Source organism: Pilimelia anulata (assembly GCF_014647895.1).
GTDB lineage: Bacteria > Actinomycetota > Actinomycetes > Mycobacteriales > Micromonosporaceae > Pilimelia > Pilimelia anulata.
The window spans coordinates 439,091-455,432 of the sequence record NZ_BMQB01000003.1 but is presented as its reverse complement, the minus strand read 5'-3'; the positions used below and the strand labels follow the sequence as shown (position 1 = coordinate 455,432).

16 protein-coding genes are annotated in these 16,342 nt (G+C 72.7%); 14 read left to right on the top strand and 2 right to left on the bottom strand.

What is annotated here, in order from left to right:
* Nucleotides 1-88 precede the first annotated feature (88 nt).
* The 14 genes from IEY94_RS09770 to IEY94_RS09705 all read left to right on the top strand — a co-directional run bounded on the left by IEY94_RS09770 (nucleotide 89) and on the right by IEY94_RS09705 (nucleotide 12,022).
* Nucleotides 89-1,114, top strand: a complete 1,026-nt coding sequence (locus tag IEY94_RS09770) for a M23 family metallopeptidase (protein ID WP_189169750.1) — start codon at nucleotides 89-91, stop codon at nucleotides 1,112-1,114.
* Nucleotides 1,115-1,261: 147 nt separating this feature from the next.
* Complete coding sequence (locus IEY94_RS09765) at nucleotides 1,262-1,660, top strand: hypothetical protein (protein WP_189169749.1); 399 nt, start codon at nucleotides 1,262-1,264, stop codon at nucleotides 1,658-1,660.
* A 154-nt stretch (nucleotides 1,661-1,814) separates the two neighbouring features.
* Nucleotides 1,815-2,261, top strand: a complete 447-nt coding sequence (locus IEY94_RS09760; protein WP_189169748.1) for a hypothetical protein — start codon at nucleotides 1,815-1,817, stop codon at nucleotides 2,259-2,261.
* A 119-nt stretch (nucleotides 2,262-2,380) separates the two neighbouring features.
* Nucleotides 2,381-2,866, top strand: a complete 486-nt coding sequence (locus IEY94_RS09755) for a hypothetical protein (protein ID WP_189169747.1) — start codon at nucleotides 2,381-2,383, stop codon at nucleotides 2,864-2,866.
* Nucleotides 2,863-3,255: a hypothetical protein gene (locus tag IEY94_RS23430; RefSeq protein ID WP_229783472.1), complete on the top strand. Its 393-nt coding sequence runs from the start codon at nucleotides 2,863-2,865 to the stop codon at nucleotides 3,253-3,255. Before IEY94_RS09755 ends, IEY94_RS23430 begins: the two co-directional genes overlap by 4 nt.
* Nucleotides 3,256-3,313: 58 nt before the next feature.
* Nucleotides 3,314-4,084 (top strand): hypothetical protein, encoded by a 771-nt coding sequence (locus IEY94_RS09745; protein ID WP_189169746.1) that lies wholly within the window; start codon nucleotides 3,314-3,316, stop codon nucleotides 4,082-4,084.
* 116 nt (nucleotides 4,085-4,200) lie between these two features.
* On the top strand, nucleotides 4,201-4,959 hold the full coding sequence (locus IEY94_RS09740) for a hypothetical protein (RefSeq protein ID WP_189169745.1): 759 nt from the start codon (nucleotides 4,201-4,203) through the stop codon (nucleotides 4,957-4,959).
* Between the two features lie 174 nt (nucleotides 4,960-5,133).
* Nucleotides 5,134-6,330, top strand: a complete 1,197-nt coding sequence (locus tag IEY94_RS09735; protein WP_229783471.1) for an AAA family ATPase — start codon at nucleotides 5,134-5,136, stop codon at nucleotides 6,328-6,330.
* Nucleotides 6,327-8,066 (top strand): vWA domain-containing protein, encoded by a 1,740-nt coding sequence (locus IEY94_RS09730; protein WP_189169744.1) that lies wholly within the window; start codon nucleotides 6,327-6,329, stop codon nucleotides 8,064-8,066. Before IEY94_RS09735 ends, IEY94_RS09730 begins: the two co-directional genes overlap by 4 nt.
* 163 nt (nucleotides 8,067-8,229) lie before the next feature.
* Complete coding sequence (locus IEY94_RS09725; protein WP_189169743.1) at nucleotides 8,230-9,012, top strand: hypothetical protein; 783 nt, start codon at nucleotides 8,230-8,232, stop codon at nucleotides 9,010-9,012.
* 88 nt (nucleotides 9,013-9,100) lie between these two features.
* The gene (locus IEY94_RS09720; protein WP_189169742.1) at nucleotides 9,101-9,637 is read left to right on the top strand and encodes a hypothetical protein; all 537 of its coding nucleotides are present in this window, start codon (nucleotides 9,101-9,103) and stop codon (nucleotides 9,635-9,637) included.
* A 108-nt stretch (nucleotides 9,638-9,745) separates the two neighbouring features.
* Nucleotides 9,746-10,591, top strand: coding sequence for a hypothetical protein (locus tag IEY94_RS09715; RefSeq protein WP_189169741.1), 846 nt, complete (start codon nucleotides 9,746-9,748; stop codon nucleotides 10,589-10,591).
* Nucleotides 10,592-10,713: 122 nt separating this feature from the next.
* On the top strand, nucleotides 10,714-11,316 hold the full coding sequence (locus tag IEY94_RS09710; RefSeq protein ID WP_189169740.1) for a hypothetical protein: 603 nt from the start codon (nucleotides 10,714-10,716) through the stop codon (nucleotides 11,314-11,316).
* A gap of 505 nt (nucleotides 11,317-11,821) precedes the next feature.
* Nucleotides 11,822-12,022 carry a hypothetical protein gene (locus IEY94_RS09705; protein WP_189169739.1) on the top strand — a complete coding sequence of 67 codons (201 nt, stop codon included), beginning with the start codon at nucleotides 11,822-11,824 and terminating at the stop codon, nucleotides 12,020-12,022.
* 219 nt (nucleotides 12,023-12,241) lie between these two features.
* Here IEY94_RS09705 and IEY94_RS09700 read toward each other — a convergent pair whose 3' ends face one another.
* Together IEY94_RS09700 and IEY94_RS09695 are read right to left on the bottom strand one after the other, a co-directional pair.
* Entirely contained in the window at nucleotides 12,242-13,087 is an 846-nt protein-coding gene (locus IEY94_RS09700; protein WP_306341598.1) for a DUF2637 domain-containing protein, read from the bottom strand.
* On the bottom strand, nucleotides 13,084-16,341 hold the full coding sequence (locus IEY94_RS09695; protein WP_189169738.1) for a BTAD domain-containing putative transcriptional regulator: 3,258 nt from the start codon (nucleotides 16,339-16,341) through the stop codon (nucleotides 13,084-13,086). The genes IEY94_RS09700 and IEY94_RS09695 overlap by 4 nt, the downstream gene beginning before the upstream one ends.
* Nucleotide 16,342: the final 1 nt, after the last annotated feature.

The window sequence follows — 16,342 nt, the reverse complement described above, 5'->3', positions numbered from 1 at the left end:
CGCGGGGCGGAACCGGCAGCACGCAGCAGCACCTGGCTGCGGCTGCGGCCCCGCCCGCGCGGCCCCCGTCGGGAAGGGAAAGCTCGGGATGAAGCTCAAGCAGATCCTCGCGCTGGCCGTCTGCGCGGTCGCCGGACTCGTGCTGTGCGGCGCCGGCCTGGTCGGCACCGGATTCGGCGTCGGCGGCGACACCGGCGTCTGCCTGCACGCCCTGGCGTCCACGGGCGGGGTGTCGGGGTTCGACGGCGAGCAGACCGGCCACGCCGCCACGATCGTCGCCGTCGGCGCGCGCCTGAAGGTCCCGCCGCGGGGCTGGGTCGTCGCGGTCGCCACCGCGATGCAGGAGTCCGGCCTGCGCAACCTGCCCGGCGGTGACCGGGACTCCGTCGGCCTGTTCCAGCAGCGCCCGTCGCAGGGCTGGGGCACCATCGCGCAGCTGCGCGACCCGGCCTACGCGACGACGAAGTTCTACCAGCGGCTGCTCACCATGCCCGGCTGGGAAGCGATGCCGGTGACCGTCGCGGCGCAGGCCGTACAGCGGTCGGCCTACCCCGACGCCTACGCCAAGCACGAGCCCGCCGCGACCGCCCTGGTCGCCGCCGTCGCCGACGCCACCGCCGGGCTTCCGGTGTGCCCGCCGGTCGGAGCGCAGGGCTGGATCGCGCCGGTGAAGGCGCCGATCGTCTCGGGCTTCCGTACCGGCGACCGGCCGAACCATCAGGGCGTGGACCTCGGCGCCCCGCGCGGCACTCTGATCCGCGCCGCAGCGGCCGGCCGCGTCGTGCAGGCGATCTGCAACATCGACCCGGCCTCCCACGGCTGCGACCGTGACGGCTCACCGACCGTGGGCGGCTGCGGCTGGTACGTCGACCTCGACCACGGCGACGGGGTTCTCACCCGCTACTGCCACATGGCCGCCCGCCCGCTCGTACACATCGGCCAGCAGGTGACCGCGGGGCAGCCGCTCGGGCACGTCGGCTCGTCGGGGAACTCCTCCGGCCCGCACCTGCACTTCGAGGTCCACGTCCGCGGCGACGCCGGCCCCGCCGGCGCGGTGCCGCCGACCGAGTGGATGGCCGCACACGGCGCCCCACTCGGCCAACCCCAGCCCTAACCCCGCGGGCAGCGCCCGCTCACCGGTCCCGGACCCGCGCCGGGACCCGACCAGCCAATCCCTCTCCGCGTCGGCCGGCGCCGACACCCAACCAGAAGGTCGACCATGTCAGAACGCGGCTACATCGGCATTCCCGACAACGGTGGCGTGACCGCCCGCTACCTGCACTGGGCCGACGGCCCGGACATCCTGATCCCCACCCTGCGAGCCATCTGGGACGGCTTCGGACGCGACAGCCGGGCGATGGCCGCGGCGCTGCTCGCCGAGGACTGGTCCCAGCTCAGCGCCGCCCGGCAGCGCACCGGCCCGTACCGGATCGTGCCCGGTGTCGGACAGCCCTCGCCCGGCGGCACCCGCGCCCGCCCGGCCCGCATCCGGTTGGTCGAGCCCATCGGAGCGTGGCTCGGGTGGCTCTACGTCGTCGATCCGGACTCCGACACCGTCACCGTGTACGAGGCCACCGTCCACGACCGATGGCTGCACCACAGCGTCCACGAGCTGCACACCCTCGTCCCGGCGCCGGTCAAACCGACGGCGCAAGGCTAGCCCGTCGCGGCGGTTGGATGGCCGCCCACGCCGCCCCGCTCGGGCAGCCCTGACCGCGCGACGCCGCTGCATGTCGACCCCATCCGCGCGACCCGGGGTCGGCGTGCTGCGGCCTCGGGCAACTCCGTCCGACGCCACGAATAGGGAGCACCTGTTGAACGACGACTACATGCCGGCGTACCTGAGCGGCGATCCCGACCAGCGAGCCAGCATCCTGGAGCGGGCGGTCAGCCGCTACCGGCAGTCCCTCGCCGAGACCGACCTGGACCGCGTCGCCGACCTCTTGATTGCCGACGGTCTGCAGCGGTGGCTGAACCTGTGGCCGCACTTCACTCGCCTGCTGTTCAGCATCAGCGGACCACCGACCCCAGCGAGCACCATCCTCATCGGCCCGGACAGCGACGACCTCGACGCACCCGCCCACCGTGACTGGCTCCAACAGCACTCGGACTACGAGGCGGGCGGAAGTTTGATCCTCGCCGCGGTCACTCTCGGCATGCCACCCCACATGCGCCGGACCGGCCGGACTCCGGACACCCACGTACTGCAGATCGCGGACACCGCCTACGTGCGCGCCACCGGCTGGCCCGGCAAGCCATGACCGCACCCCGAGCCCACCACCGCCTCCGGCCGCGCGGTGTTCGCACAGCCCCACCTGTTCGACCCGAGCCGCCGGCAGCCCCCGGCGGCTTCTTCATGCACGCCGAAGGAGCACCAACGATGAAACCTGTCACCCCGCCCGTTCTGCCGCTGCGCATCGGCGAGCGCGGCATCTTCGCCGGTCGCTGGGCGTGGCAGCCCGATCCGGCCACCGGCGGGCGCCGCGTCGCGGTCGGCTTCGCCGGCACCCTGATCGACTGGTGGAAGGGCTGGGCCGTCTGGTCCTGCCCCCGCCCGGTCGCTGAGGCGGTCGTCGCCGACCAGATGTGCCTGCGCATCGACGCCCGCGACCGGCTCGCCCGCACCGGGCTGACCGGCGGGGCCCTGGACCTGGCTGTGGACCGGCAGCTGCCGCAGATGCAGTGGCACGACGACACGCTGGTCGTCAACGAAACCGCCCAGCGCGGCGCCTTCACTCTGCGGCATATCAGCCCGGACCGGCTCGGCCGGTACGTCATCGGCGGCTGGCAGTGGCCGTGGACCGCGATGAGCCCGCAGGCGTGCGACCGGATCGCCGACGTCGGCCCCGACGGAGCCGGCCGATGACCCCCGCCGGCTGCGCCCTTCCGGACCGCGTGGGCGAGCCGCTGCTGGACACCATCCGGACCGTCGCCCGCGGGGACGCCGACAACACCGCCGCCTGGTGGCAGCAGGACGCCATCGGCGGACGAACGGCCGGCGACACCTCCGCCGCGGCGCGCCGGGTGCTGGCCGGGATCGACAACGGCGACCCCGCCGTCCTGGACACGCTGCCCACCGCCGCAGACAGCGGCCCGGGCGACGCATACGCGACCAGCAGCCCGGCCGGTGCGGCCCCGTACCGGGAGCTGTGCCGTCTGTGCCGCAACCGCATCGAGTTCGCCTACGAGCAGGCATTCACAGACCGGCTCGCCGACGCGATCGGCGAGCACTGCCAGCAACTGCCCAACCCCTGACCAACCGCCGCGTGCGCACATCGCACCCCGGCAACCCGCTCACCTGAGGAGATTCTTCATGGCAACACCGTTGCGGCACACCTACACCGACCCCGAACTCACCGCGCTCGCGGACACCGTCGACGCCGCGAGCGACCCGATCGCCTTGATGGCCGCGGCGATCACCGCTGTCTACACCCCGCTGGTGGCCGCCGTCGGCGGCACCTTCGCCCTGGCCGACTACAGCCGTGGCCTGATTCGGCCTGCCGACTACAGCATCCCGACAGTCCAGTGGGAGGCGATCTGCGCGGCGGTGGCACTGCGCGCCGAGCAGTGGGGAACCCAGGTCATGTTCGCCCTCGAACTGGTTGCTCACATGCCGGCCCAGCACCAGGATCCGACGGTGCCGGCGCCGAAACTGGAGATCCCGGACCGGCGCCCGCTGATCCATCAGCTCGATGTGGACCGCGACGCGGTCGACGTGATCGCGGCCTGCAGCCGCCACGTGCAGAACCTCGCCGACTACTTCGGGGCGGGCAGCCCCGCGCACACGGATGCGCTGCAGTCCTGGGAACGGCAACTCTCCCGCCTGTTCCTCATGGGGCTCGGCGCCCACAGCAAGGTCCGCCGCGACGGGCCCCTGTCGCTGATCGTGGCGACCGCCGCCGGGGTGACCTTCGGGCTGATCTTCCACAGCCTGCGCCGTCGCTGCACGGTGTCAGGCTGCGCTGCCTGGATCGCCGACGACGGCAAGGTCAGCGGCACGCGCGGCGGTCCGCCCGGCCACGCCCACGTGCCGAATTACCCACTCGGGGCGCCGCAGCCCGGCACGTGGCGCTTCCACTCCTGAACCTTCCTCGGCACACCCGCGACGAGGCCGTCCGGCACGCAACCGGCGCGCTCGACCCGAATCTGCGGCGTGGGCACAGGGTCCACGCCGACAACCATGAGGAGAAACACCAACCCATGTCGACACCGATCCGACACACCTATACCGAGGAGCAGATCGCAGCGATCGCCGACGCGATCAACGGCAGCACCACCCCGATCGACCTGCTGCACAACACCATCGACATCGTCTACCGGTTGCTGCTGGCGGCCGACCCGGACATCAACCCGTCCGAGGCCAGGGTGATCAACATGCACCGGTACGCCATCCCCGCTGTCCAGTGGTCGGCGATCCTGCACGCGGCCAGCGACCGCGCCCAGCCGTGGGGAATGGCCGTGCACATCGCGGTGGACCTGTCGCCGATTCTGCCGCCGCGCTACGACGACCCCGGGGTGCCCGATCCGAAGATCACGGTCCGGCGCTACGACCCGCTCGTGCACCACATCGACGTCACCCTGCCGGCGGCGCAGGTGATCGCGGCGGCCAACGCCTACATCGACAGGCTCGCCGCGTTCTACGGCCAGGACAGCCGGTACTACCTCGACGCCGTCGGGTCCTGGCAGCGGCACCTGTCCGCGGTGTTCAGCCTCGCCTGCGGCACGGCCAACGGCAGCCGCACCCGCGTCCACCGGCACCGGCCGTTGTCGCTACTGGTGCAGACCAGCAGCGGCGTGCTGTACGAGCTGACCTGGAACGGCCAACTCAGGCTCTGCCGGCACTGCGGCGCCACCGTCACCGACGACGGCGCGGCCGACGGCGGCAACCCCGACTGCGGGCACGAGCCGAGCTACCCGGTCGACGGCCCTGAGCCCGGGACCTGGACCTTCAAGTACTAGCGAACCGAATCGCGACTCACTCGGGCCGCGATGTAACTCCCTGAGTCCGCCGTAGCGGCGGGCGCCGGCAACGCCATCCCACCCCGCGCACCGCGGGCGGGATCCCACGCAGTGGGTGGCCGCGCCGGCATCGGTGCGGCCACCTCCTGCCCAACCTCGGGAGGAACTGCACCCATGACCACCGGTATCGACACGCCGCCCACCAGCGGCGCCCCCATGAGGATGGCCACCCCGAGCGGCGGGGTGAACGCCGACGGCTCACCAACCCTGCGCCCCGGACAGCTGCAGGCCATGGTCTTGGGCCACCTCGCCGAAGACGACAGCCGCCACGCCACCGTCGGTGAAATCGCCAAGGCCCTGGGCGGCCGGTCCACCGGCGCGGTCGGACAGGCCCTGGACAGACTGCAGCAGCTCGGCCACGTCGTCTCCACCTTCGGCTCCGGGCGGCGGGAATTCTCCGTCACCACCACCGGCGTCAACCAGCACCAGACCAACCTCAACCGCGGGCCGATGCCGCCCGCACCGCAACGCGCACCCCGCAGCACGCCGCCGGCCCCGCCGGCGCCCACAGGGCCGGTCATCCGACCCAACGGCACTCCCTACCACCCCCGCCGGTTGGCCGGCCGCCGCGACGTCGACGTCCTGCAAGAGCTGCGCGGCGCGGGGATCGCGGTGCTGCTCTACGGCCCGCCCGGCACCGGCAAGACCTCGGTGGTGGAGGCGGCGTTCGGCGACGAGCTGCACACCGTCGCCGGTGACGGCGACACCACCGTTGGGGACCTGATCGGCGACTACGTCCCCGACGGCCCCGGCTACCGATTCGTCCCCGGGCCCCTGCCGACGGCGATGGAACGCGGGGAGGTCCTGTTCATCGACGACGCCACCCTCATCTCCCCACGGGTGCTGGCAGCGATGTACCCGGCCATGGACGGCCGCCGACAAATCGTCCTGAAGGCGGACGGCGGCCGGGTCGTCACCGCCACCGACGGGTTCTACGTGATCGCCGGCCACAACCCCGGCGTGCAGGGCGCCGTGCTCACCGAGGCCCTCGCCTCCAGGTTCACCACCCACGTCGAGGTCACCACCGACTACGACCTCGCCCGGGCCCTGGGCGTGGACGCCCGCGCGGTGCGCGCGGCGATGGACCTGCACGGGCGGGTCAAGGCCGGCGAGATCGGCTGGGCGCCGCAGCTGCGCGAACTGCTGGGTTTCAAGGCCGTCGCCGACGTGCTGGACCTGGACTCCGCGATCGCCAACCTGGCCGGGGTCGCCCCGCCCGAGGACCGCGACGCCGTCGTCGAAGCCCTCGCCAAGAGGTTCTCCCGGCAGCCGAACACGGTGGCCGGGCTGGCCCTGGGCCGGCAGCTGTGACCGCCGCGCAGCCCGCCCCGGCGGCTTCCACGATCGGCGGCCACATCAACCCGACCGGCGCGCCGACCGCACCGGTGGATCCGACGTGGCAGCGGCTGTCGGATGCCTGGACCCAGCAGGTCCCGATACTGGCCGACCGCACCGACCTCACCGTGGTGGTCGCTCCGGGCGCCGGTCACGGCTCCCCGGCGTGCTTCTTCCCGTTGCTCAACCGCATCGAGGTCAACGGCGACCACCTCGGCGCCGACCCGGCCACCGTCGACCCGTGGGCATTGGACGCCGCAGATCAGTACCCGGTCGGGTGGGGGCTGCTCGTGCACGAGGCCGCCCACGCCCGCCACTCCCACTGGGACCCGCCCGGCGCGATGGATGGCGTGCCCTGGCCGGTGTTCGACGCGGCCCGGCATCTGGACGAGTCCCGCATCGAGTACCGGCAACTACGGCGCCGGCCGATCGACCGGCTCTACCTGCGAGCGGCGACCCGTCAGCTGCTGATGCACGCCATCCCGCCCGTCGACGACGTGCACGTCGCGGGGAGGGCGTGCGCGCTGCTGCTTGCCCGCGCCGACGCCGGTGTCCTGGACCGGCCGGAGGTCCGGCCCGTGCGCACCGCCGTCCGCAAGCTCATCGGTACCGACCGGCTGCGCCGGCTGCAGGTGATCTGGCGCAAGGCCCACCGCACCCGCGATGACGACACCGCCCGGATGGTCGATCTGGCCCGGCAGTGGTGCGAGGTGCTCGGCATCGACACCACCGGCTACGGCCCCGCCATGGCGCTGCCCAGCGGGACCGGCGGAAGCCTGTACGACGCCGTCGCTGCGGCAATCGGGGCGATCGCCGCCGCCGACGCCGCGGACGCCCAAGCGGCAGCCGATGCCCTGCGCCGGGCCCTCGCCGCAGCGGCGGCCCGCCAGCGCGCCAAGGAAGCGGAGGCCCTGGCCGCCAAGCGGTCCCGAAACACCGCCCATGAGGTGTTCGGCAAGCCGGCCGCGCCCGGCCACACCCGCACCCCGAAACCCGGGGAGCGGGCGAGCGCCCGGCAACTCGCGCGGGCGTTGAAGGCCGCGGCGCAGCGGGAACCGGTCACCATCCACACCACCTCAGAAACACCGCCGGGCCGGTTGATCCCCAGAGCCGCCGTCACGGCAGCCGCGCAGCGCGCCGCCGGGGTCCGCCCGGACGCCCAGCCCTGGCGCAGCAGCCACCACCGCCGGATCCCGAACCCGCCACTGGCGGTCGGGATCACCGTCGACGTGTCGCTGTCCATGCGCGCCTGGCTCGGGCCCCTGCAGTCCGTCGCCTGGATTACCGCGCAGGCCACGCGGTGGGCGCAAGGCCGGTCGGCGACGGTGACCTTCGGCGAGAACGTCACCGCGATCACCCGACCCGGGCAACCACCCGGCGAGGTCCGCGAGCTCGGCCTGGAGGGCAACACCGTCGGGTTCACCAAGACCGTCGACGCCCTCGACGGCGCCCTCGACCTCGGCGACCCCCGCGCCGGGGCGCGGCTGCTGGTGGTGGTCTCCGACGGCGAGTTCACCGGCGTCGACACCGTGACCGGGCAGCTACGCATCAACCGCCTCCGCGCCGCCGGCTGCGCCGTGCTCTGGCTCGGCCCGCCCCGCAGCACCCCGCTGCACGGCGTCACCACCCGGCTCGGGATCGCCCCCGCGCAGGCCGGCAAGGAGATCGCCGACGCCGCCACCGCCGCCCTGCGCGGCCACCCCGGCCCCTAGCCGGATCCCGGAAACGGCGGCGTGCGCTCCCATCGCTACGCCGGCCCCTCGCGGCGCCGAATCGCCGGGCCGCGCCAACCCACACCCATCTCCGAGGCCGTCGGCTGCCCGCCCCCGCGGTGGTCAGCCGGCGGTCTCACATCGTGAAAGGACCAGCACCTTGTTGGATTACGACCCCCGCACCGAACCGGGCATCGATGCCTATCTGCAGGACTTCCTCGACATCAGCGACCTGGCGGTCGAGCCTGGCGATCTGATGTGGGCCTGGGTCAACTGGCCCGACCTGACCACCTCGTTTCTGCAGGCCGTCGGCGACTACGCCGTCGCCCACTACCACCGCAAGCTGCTCGCCGGCACATTCGAGTACCTACGCGACGAGATCGGCAACAGCCACAACAGCGCCGACGACATCCTGAACCAAGCCCGCGACCTCGGCCGCGCCGCCGACATCTACACCGGCCTGAACAACAAGATGCGCGACGCCTGGAAGCGGTTCACCGACGCCCGGAAGACCCTCAGCGCCAACGGAGTCCTGGAGCCGATCCCGCGGACCTGGGTGCGGGTGGACCTCGTCCCGGCCGGCTCGACCACCGCCTACTCCCTGGAGATCCCCCGCCCGTACCCGACCGACGCGTCCACGGCCGGGATCGCCGATCCCGAGGGGGCTGCCGTGTCGCTGGTGCGGGCCGATTGGCGCACGATGCGCGCGCTCGCCGACGACAGCACGAACCACGCGCCGGGTCGACGGCAGATGCATCGCCGCGGCGACTACTTCGTTCGCTGCCTTCCCGGCGCCGACGCCCCTGGACGGCAGCAGGTGCTGCTGGACCTTCTCCACGCCGATGGCGGCAAGTACTGGCTGCTGCGCGACTTCGCCTGGCAGCCCCTCTCGCCGGCCGTGGCACCGCCGACCGGCGAAGCCGACGGCGAGCCCGTCCACCAGTAGGCCCGGCTGCCGCCGAAACGGCCACCACGTCTCAGCCCATGCCCGGCCGATCCCGGCCGGGCATTTCGCATGTCCGAAGGAGAAACACGTGTCCATCGACCCGACCCACCAGGCATCAACCACCGAACGGGAAGCCGAACAACTGCGCGCGATCCTTGAGCGCGCCTGGGCCCGCACCGCCGCCGAGCAGACACCGGAACCCCACGACGTGTGGATCGCCGCCACCCTGCCGCTGATCCAGCACCACGCCAACAATGTGGGCTTCCGCATGGGCGAGCGCCGCGCCGCGAGCCTGCAGACACGGGTAAACCAGCTGACCCGAACCATCCAGGCCCAACTGCGCGACGGCGTGGCCGAGGACAACATCGACCTCGAACTCGCCCAAGGCATCCTCGACGCCTGCAGCCTGCCGCGCCTACGCCACCACTACACCGTTCGCGTGCAGGTCGTGTTCGAGGTCGACGTCACCGCCGAAGGTAACGACGACGCCGAGGACGCCGCCACCACCCGCGTCACCGACCTACTCCAGGACCAGATCGAAGACGACGACCTGCGGCCGGAGCGCGACACCGAGATCCTCAACTGCGACATCGGTGACCTCGTCGAACTCGACGACTACCGCTGACCCCCTGAGGCGCAACCTGCGCCGACCCCTCAACGCCGAAGGCGCCCCACAGCCGTGCACACCGCGGCCATGGGGCGCCTTCGGCGTTTCCATCGGAAGGAACAATCCTTGTACGACTACGACGCCGTGGCCGCCCCGAGCATCCGCGACTACCTACACGCCCTCACCGCCAACGCTGGAATGGCCATCGTGCCGGAAGAAATGCAGTGGGCGATCGCCAACGACACCGACGTTCTGCGCTCCTGGATCGACCCCGCCGCCGGCTACGCCGCCGCCGACTATCACCGTCGCCTGCTCGCCGGCGTTATCTGCTACCTCCGTGACGAGATCTCCCACTCCATGGCGGCTATCGAGGACATTGCGAGCTTCACCGGCGGGCTCGCGGACGCTGTCCGCAAGTACTGCGAGCGGGACCGAGACCGTGACACCCATAGGGCACAGTTCGCGGCGGCCAGCCGCGGACTCGTCGCCCTCAGTGCACTCAGGGCTGACGCCGTGAATTGGCAGCCACGCAATCTGACCCCTGCCGGTGAACACCGATCCTATGAAGTGCAGGTCCCCGCCGATGGCCCAGCCGGCTGGCCGCTGGTGCGCGCCAACATCCTCACCATGAGCAAGCTCGCCGCCGACGCACGCGGCACCAAGCCCATCTCGGGCCGCCCAGTGGTCGGGATCGTCGACGGCGAGGTGTACGTCAAGGTCAGCACCGACCATCGGGGCCGAACGTCCCACGAAGCAATCATCGACGTCGACGGGAACTGGCTGCTTCACGGTTTCGCCTGGCAGAACACATCGGCTTCCGGGCCGGCATCCGCCCCCGAGTGCTGGGCACCCCCGGCCAACTGCCCCGCGCCACCAACGGCCCTCGATGTCAAGCGGGCGACCGAGCCGTCGCCGCGCACGAGCGGAGCCGGCGGCTCCCCAGCCGGTCCCTCGTCGGACCTCGAAGCCTGACCCCGTGACCGTGCTTCGCCGTGCGCCGGGGGCGACTTGACCGCGGCGCGCGGCGAAGCGTCACTTCCGTTGCCCGCCGGCCACCGACCGGCGGCTCATCGAACTCGGAGGAACCATCAGCGATGCCGTACTTCCCGTCGGGAGTCTTCGACCCGACCCATCACGCCTACCAGCGCGCGCGGGCGCTCCTGTCGGACCACTTCGACATCGTCGACTGGTCCGACGACACCGGCATGCCCATGGCCATCACCCTCGTGGACGTCGACTGCGGCGACGCGTTCACCGTCACCCTGAACGACACGTTCGTTGACACCGCTCCCGCCACCATTCTGGCGTTCACCGCCGACGGGCGGGTGATCGCCTACGGCCCCTATCCCGGCCGCCGGGCGGCGAGCGCCGCCGCACCCGCGGTGGCCGCCGCAGGTCCGGTCGCGGCGACGTTGAGCGCTTCCCTGTACGAGCCGGGACCAACTGTCGAGGCGGCCGTCAGCGGATGGCACAGCATCCACGAGCTGGTACCCGAAGGCGTCGAGTTCCTGCCCGGCCCGGCTGGACCCGCCGCCGTGATTCTCATCGACTGGACCGGGCGACGCCTGCTACCCGTCGGGCCCTTCGCTACCGCCGCGGACGCCGACGCCTGGACGCCGGCCGGCCTGGCCGGCGACGTGCAGCGGTACACGCTCGCGCTGCGCGCTACCCCGCCGGCCGTACAGGAGGTGACGTAGCCGCACCGGCCCGGGCGGCATCCGCAGATCGTGGGGCGCCGCGGGCACACGGCCCGCGGCGCCCCACGATCGCCACAACACCCCCAAGCCGCAGTGACCTGCACCCGACGATCACCCGGAGGCGACACCGTGCCCGTCGGGGTATGGCATTGCTCCGGCTATCTGCCGCGGCTTCGCCGACCGCTACGACACCCAGGCTTTGCAGGTGATCGGGGGACTGTGGGGCTTCGTCGAGGTGGAGCCCCCGCCGCTGGCGACCGGCGACGCGCCTTCTCGGGCGGCGTCGGTCATGACGGGGTGACTACAGTGGATGGCGGTTGGCTGTCTCCGCTCCCCCGTGCGGAGACAGCCAACCGCCATCCTGGCCCGGCCGGCGCCGGCTACCGGTCGCCGAGCTGCGCCGCCGCCGCAGCGTCGCTGGGCGGTAGGTGGTAGCGCGACCGCGCGCTCCAATTCCCGCCCCGCAGCGGGCTCCACGACACATCTGGCGACGGGAGCAGCGATCGTGACTCGCCCGGAACCCATGGCCGTGAAGCGGCGGGTCCTTGCGGCCCGTCTCGCGGCGCTCTGGTGCGGCCTGTTCGCCGTGCGGGGCGTCTACTGGGCTCTGGGCGGCACGGTTGGTCTGGGCACCCTGTCGCAGGGGATCAAGGAACTGCAAGCCCAGGGCGATCGGATGCTGTTTCTGGCGCTGACCCCGCGGTGAGTGGTGAGTAGACCGGCGGGCCCCACTGGCGGCTGGCTGGAGCTCACGCCCTACGAATAGCTGGCTCTCGGGAGTGGACCCGTCCCGCGAGGAGCTGTGGTACTCGCTGTTGTGGGGGCCGTGGTTCGTCCCGGGTGGTGTGTTGTTCATGGTGGCCGCTGGGGCATCGCTCGCTCGCCTCCGCGTGATCGCGATCCGGTGATGTGAGGCCGGGCTGCATCAAGCGGCGCTCGTCGCGGAGTGCTGGCTACTGTCGGTGTCCTCGGCGGGTTTCGGTAGGTACCGGTACACAGTGCGCACTGACCGGTCGACCCGCTCGGCGATCTGGTCGGGATCCAAGTCGCGGGCGTGCCAGTACAGGACGGCTTCCTTGATCCCGGCAGGCACCTCATCCGGCGAAGGATCGGCCTTTTCGTCGTTGGGGATCGGTTCGTCGCCGCTTGGCGGTGCGCTATCTGCCGGTAGCGGCATGTCCGGTGGGGCGCCGCTGCCGGCCCCGTCGGGGTCGTGCCCGGCCGGTGCGGCATTCGGATCGTCGGGCGCGGCCGGACTCGGCTCGCCTGACGGCGTGGTCGGGAACTTGCCCGGTGTCGCCGCGCCTGCGGCGGTGGTGAGCGCGCCGGCCTTGAGGATGCGGATGCGGCCGGCGATCTCGACCAGGCTGATCGAGGCCACGACGACCAGGCCATCAACGGACAAGGGCAGCAGGTACGGGTCGGAGCCTGTCTCGCCGTAGCGCGCGGCGACGGCGACCATGTGCCAGTACGACACCCAGGCGGCGATGGCCGCGATCCCGGTGGTAGCGACGATGCGGATGATCGCGTGCACCCGCCGGTGTACCGGCACCCGGCCGATGACCTCGATGGTCAGCAGCAATGCGATCGGCGGCCACGCGGCGACCGCGCGGGCGATCAGGTGATCCTGGGCGTGCAAAATGTTCGCGCCGACGCTGGCGGCCACGCCGAGCATCAGCACGCCGCGCACAGCCCAACGGATGCGGATGAGCTGCTTGAGCGTCATCGGCGTGGAGCCCAGGCTCGATCGGCCGGCGGTCAGGGCGGTCACCGGCGATCACCCCGACCTTGGCGGCCTGCGCGGCGGGCCACCTCGGCCAGCAGCTGGGCAGCCAGCGCGCGGGTGTCGTCTTCGGGTTCGGCGTCGATGCTCTCCAGCGCCCGGGTGAGGTCGCGGCGCACGCGTTTGATACCGGTTTCGTCGCCGAGGGCGGCGTGGGCGCGCATCGCCTCCTGGTAGAGCACCTCGGTGTGCGGGTGGGCGGCGATCGCCGGCTCCAGCACCGCGAGGGCGTCGTGCGGCTGGGCGGCCAGCTCTTGGGCAAGGGCGAGGACGATGTCGATGTGGTCGCGGCGGACCGCCTCACGGGGCAGGTCGGCCCAGTCCCACTTGTTCTCACCCTCGGCGAAGGTGCCGCCGTAGGCGGCCACGGCCCGGCGCAGCAGCCGCACCCGTTGCACGCTGCTGTGGGCGGCCTTGGCCTTGGTGAGGTTGTCGCGCATGCGCCACACGTCGATGTCGAAGCGGTCCCGGCGCAGGCCGACGCGGCGTTCGTCGCGGTCGAGGAACTCGCCGTCGCCGAAGTCGCGCATGGCCTGGCGGAAGCTGTAGACGGCAGCGGCAAGCCGCTGCTTGGCCTTGGAGAAGGTGGCGTCGGGGACGAGGTCTTCCAGGACGGCGTCGACGGAGGTTTCGCCGCCGTTGACGGCGAGGTAGGCCAGCAGCTCCAGGGCGCGGCCCCGGCCGCCGAGTTTGCCGGGCCGCTGGTAGTCCGGCAGCGTCGGGCGGCCGAGCAGCATCACCCGGACCCGCCCGTCCGCGGGCGCGGGGTCGTCGTCGCTGTCCTGCGGCTGCGGCTCGTCGTCGCCGGACGCCGCGGCGGTGACGGCCGGGACGGGGTGCCCGTTGATCGGCGCACGCGTCGGGGAGCCGTCGTCGTCGCGCTCCGGAACGGTTGCGTCGTCCGCGTCGGGTTCGGGCGTGCCGTCACCGGCGGTGGGGTCGGCCTTTTCGTCGTTGCGGACCGGAACACCTGCCAGCGTTACGGCGGGGGCTTCGGGGTGCGGGTCCGGGGCGGGCTCGCCGTTGTGCGCCTCGGCGAGGGTGGTGAGGGCGGCGAGGGTCTGGTCTTCGTCCATGACGGCGAGGCGGCCGAGGTCGGCGCCGTGGCCGTGTCGGTGCCGCTCGGCGACGCCGCCGCGGTCGGGCCGGCTGGTGGTGCCGTCGGCGTCGACCTGCACGGTGTCGCCGTGGGTCCAGCCGCCGAGCAGGACGCCGTGGATGTCGAGGCGGTAGTGGTGGGACAGGGACCAGGCGATGCGGGTCTGCTCGGGCGCACCGCCGACGTCGGTGATCAGCAGCAGCGGCGGCAGGTCCTCGGCGTCGGTCCGCTCGCGCAGGTCGGCGATGGAGAACACGTCGTGCTCCTGGCACAGCCGGGCCCGGCACAGGGCCTCCTGCTCGACCTCGACGAGTGCTTCCTCCAGGCCCGCGGTGACCTCCAGCCGCCCGGACTCCGGCACCCGCACGGCGTTGGCGCCGAGCAGGGAGGCCAGGGTGCCGGCGGTGATGATGACCCGGGTCCGGGAGTGCGGCAGGTCGGGTTGGCCGGCGGCGAGCGCGGCGACGAGCATGCCGCGGGCGGCTGCGTGGGCGCCGGGGCCGGTGAGGCCGAGGCCGGCGGTGGGCCACAGGTCGGCGTGCTGGCCGGTGATGGCCGGGGCGACCGGCTGCGCGTCCCCGGCGTTTACCACCGCTAGGTCCTGGTCAACGTCGTCGGTTCCGGCCGCGACCAGCTCGTCCATATCCGGGTGCTGCGGGAGATCAGCGGTCACCGGTACGGCAGGGTCGTCGGCGGTGGGTGCCTTGAGGTCGTCGACCCACGCCTCGATCGGCTCGGCCGAGTCGGTCGCCGGCGCGGTGGGGGTCGGGGTGAGGCGGGCGCGTAGGTGCCGGATCAGCGCGGGCAGGGGGCGCAGGTCGGGATCGGCCCGGCGCAGGCCGTGGCCGCGGCCGGGCCGGTAGCGGCGGCGGCGGTGCGCCCACACCAGCGCGCCGACTCCAGCGAGGGCGGCGGCGAGGCCGACGTCGACCCAGCCGCCGCCGGGCAGGTCGATCCCCACCGGCGACGACGCGGGCTGTGTCGGCCGCTGCGGCGCCGGCGTCGCGGTCGGGGTGTCCGTGGGCCGGGTCTGTGCGGGTGGGACGGTGACGACGCCGTCGTCGCCCGGTCCCCCCGGCGTCGGCGTCGCCGGGGGCGGCGTGGTCGGGGCGGTGGGCGCCGGCGGTGTGGTCGGCGCCGGCTCCGCGGGCTGGGTCGGATCGGCGGGTGGCTTCGGCTGGTCCGGCGGTGTCGTGGGCTTGGTGTGGCCGGGTGGGCGGGCGTCGTCGGGCAGGTCGAGGGTCCACCCGGGGTGGATCAGCCGCGGGGTGTGCAGCGTGCGTCCGTCATCGAAGTGGCGATGCTTGTTGAGCTTGTAGATCTCCGGCCAGCGGTCGCCGTCGCCGAGCCACCGCTGCGCGAGGGTAAACAGGTTGTCGCCGCGCTTGACCTGCACCTCGTGGGCCTGCTGGTTGGCGACCAGCGTGATCGTCCCCGCCTGCACCTCGACGCTGTCGGCGTCGTGCAACCCGTGGCTGGGGTGGGGGATGCGCAGCTGCCAGCCCTCGCGGATCAACGTCTGGCCGTGCTGCAAGGCCCGCCCGTCCGGCTGGGTCACGCCGGCGTTGGCGGCCACGATCCGGCCGAACTCGTCGGCGCTGCCGTAGTACCGCTCGGCCAGGTCGAGCAGGTGCTCGCCGCGCTGCACGGTGTGCACGAGCGCGTCGCCGCGGTCGGCGCCGGGGCCCTGGTGCACCACCGGTGCCCGATCGCCCTGGACCGGGGTAGGTGTGGCGGCGTCGTGGAGGGCGACGGCGGCCGGCCGATCTGGGGGTGCGGGCAGGCTCGCCGCCGTGCCCCAGCTGCCGGCGGTGGCGGTGGTGGTGAGCACCGCGCCGAGCAGCACGGTGAACAGGGCGCGTTGGGCGCTGATCGCTGGGATGGGTCGGCCGCCTGGCCGTAGGTAGTCCAGCAGGGCGGCGACGAACGCCTGCACGAATGTCAGCCAGGCGATCCAGCCGACGAGGGTGATCGCGCCGAGCAGGACGGTGTTGCTGTGGTCCACGTCGAACAGGTGCTGGCCGGCCCAGGTGGCGGCGGTCCAGGGGTTGGTGCCGAGGTGGAGCAGGGCGAAGGGGGCGCCGGCCAGGATCGCGGCCATGGCGGCCAGCGCGCCGGCGGCTTTGATGATCCGGGTCAGCATC

What these genes read in the sequence shown, in the direction of transcription:
- IEY94_RS09770 (WP_189169750.1), top strand. Translation starts at nt 89, where the DNA reads ATGAAGCTCAAGCAGATCCTCGCGCTGGCCGTCTGCGCGGTCGCCGGA.
- IEY94_RS09710 (WP_189169740.1), top strand. Translation starts at nt 10,714, where the DNA reads ATGCCGTACTTCCCGTCGGGAGTCTTCGACCCGACCCATCACGCCTAC.
- IEY94_RS09735 (WP_229783471.1), top strand. Translation starts at nt 5,134, where the DNA reads ATGACCACCGGTATCGACACGCCGCCCACCAGCGGCGCCCCCATGAGG.
- IEY94_RS09695 (WP_189169738.1), bottom strand. Translation starts at nt 16,341, where the DNA reads ATGCTGACCCGGATCATCAAAGCCGCCGGCGCGCTGGCCGCCATGGCC.
- IEY94_RS09740 (WP_189169745.1), top strand. Translation starts at nt 4,201, where the DNA reads ATGTCGACACCGATCCGACACACCTATACCGAGGAGCAGATCGCAGCG.
- IEY94_RS23430 (WP_229783472.1), top strand. Translation starts at nt 2,863, where the DNA reads ATGACCCCCGCCGGCTGCGCCCTTCCGGACCGCGTGGGCGAGCCGCTG.
- IEY94_RS09745 (WP_189169746.1), top strand. Translation starts at nt 3,314, where the DNA reads ATGGCAACACCGTTGCGGCACACCTACACCGACCCCGAACTCACCGCG.
- IEY94_RS09755 (WP_189169747.1), top strand. Translation starts at nt 2,381, where the DNA reads ATGAAACCTGTCACCCCGCCCGTTCTGCCGCTGCGCATCGGCGAGCGC.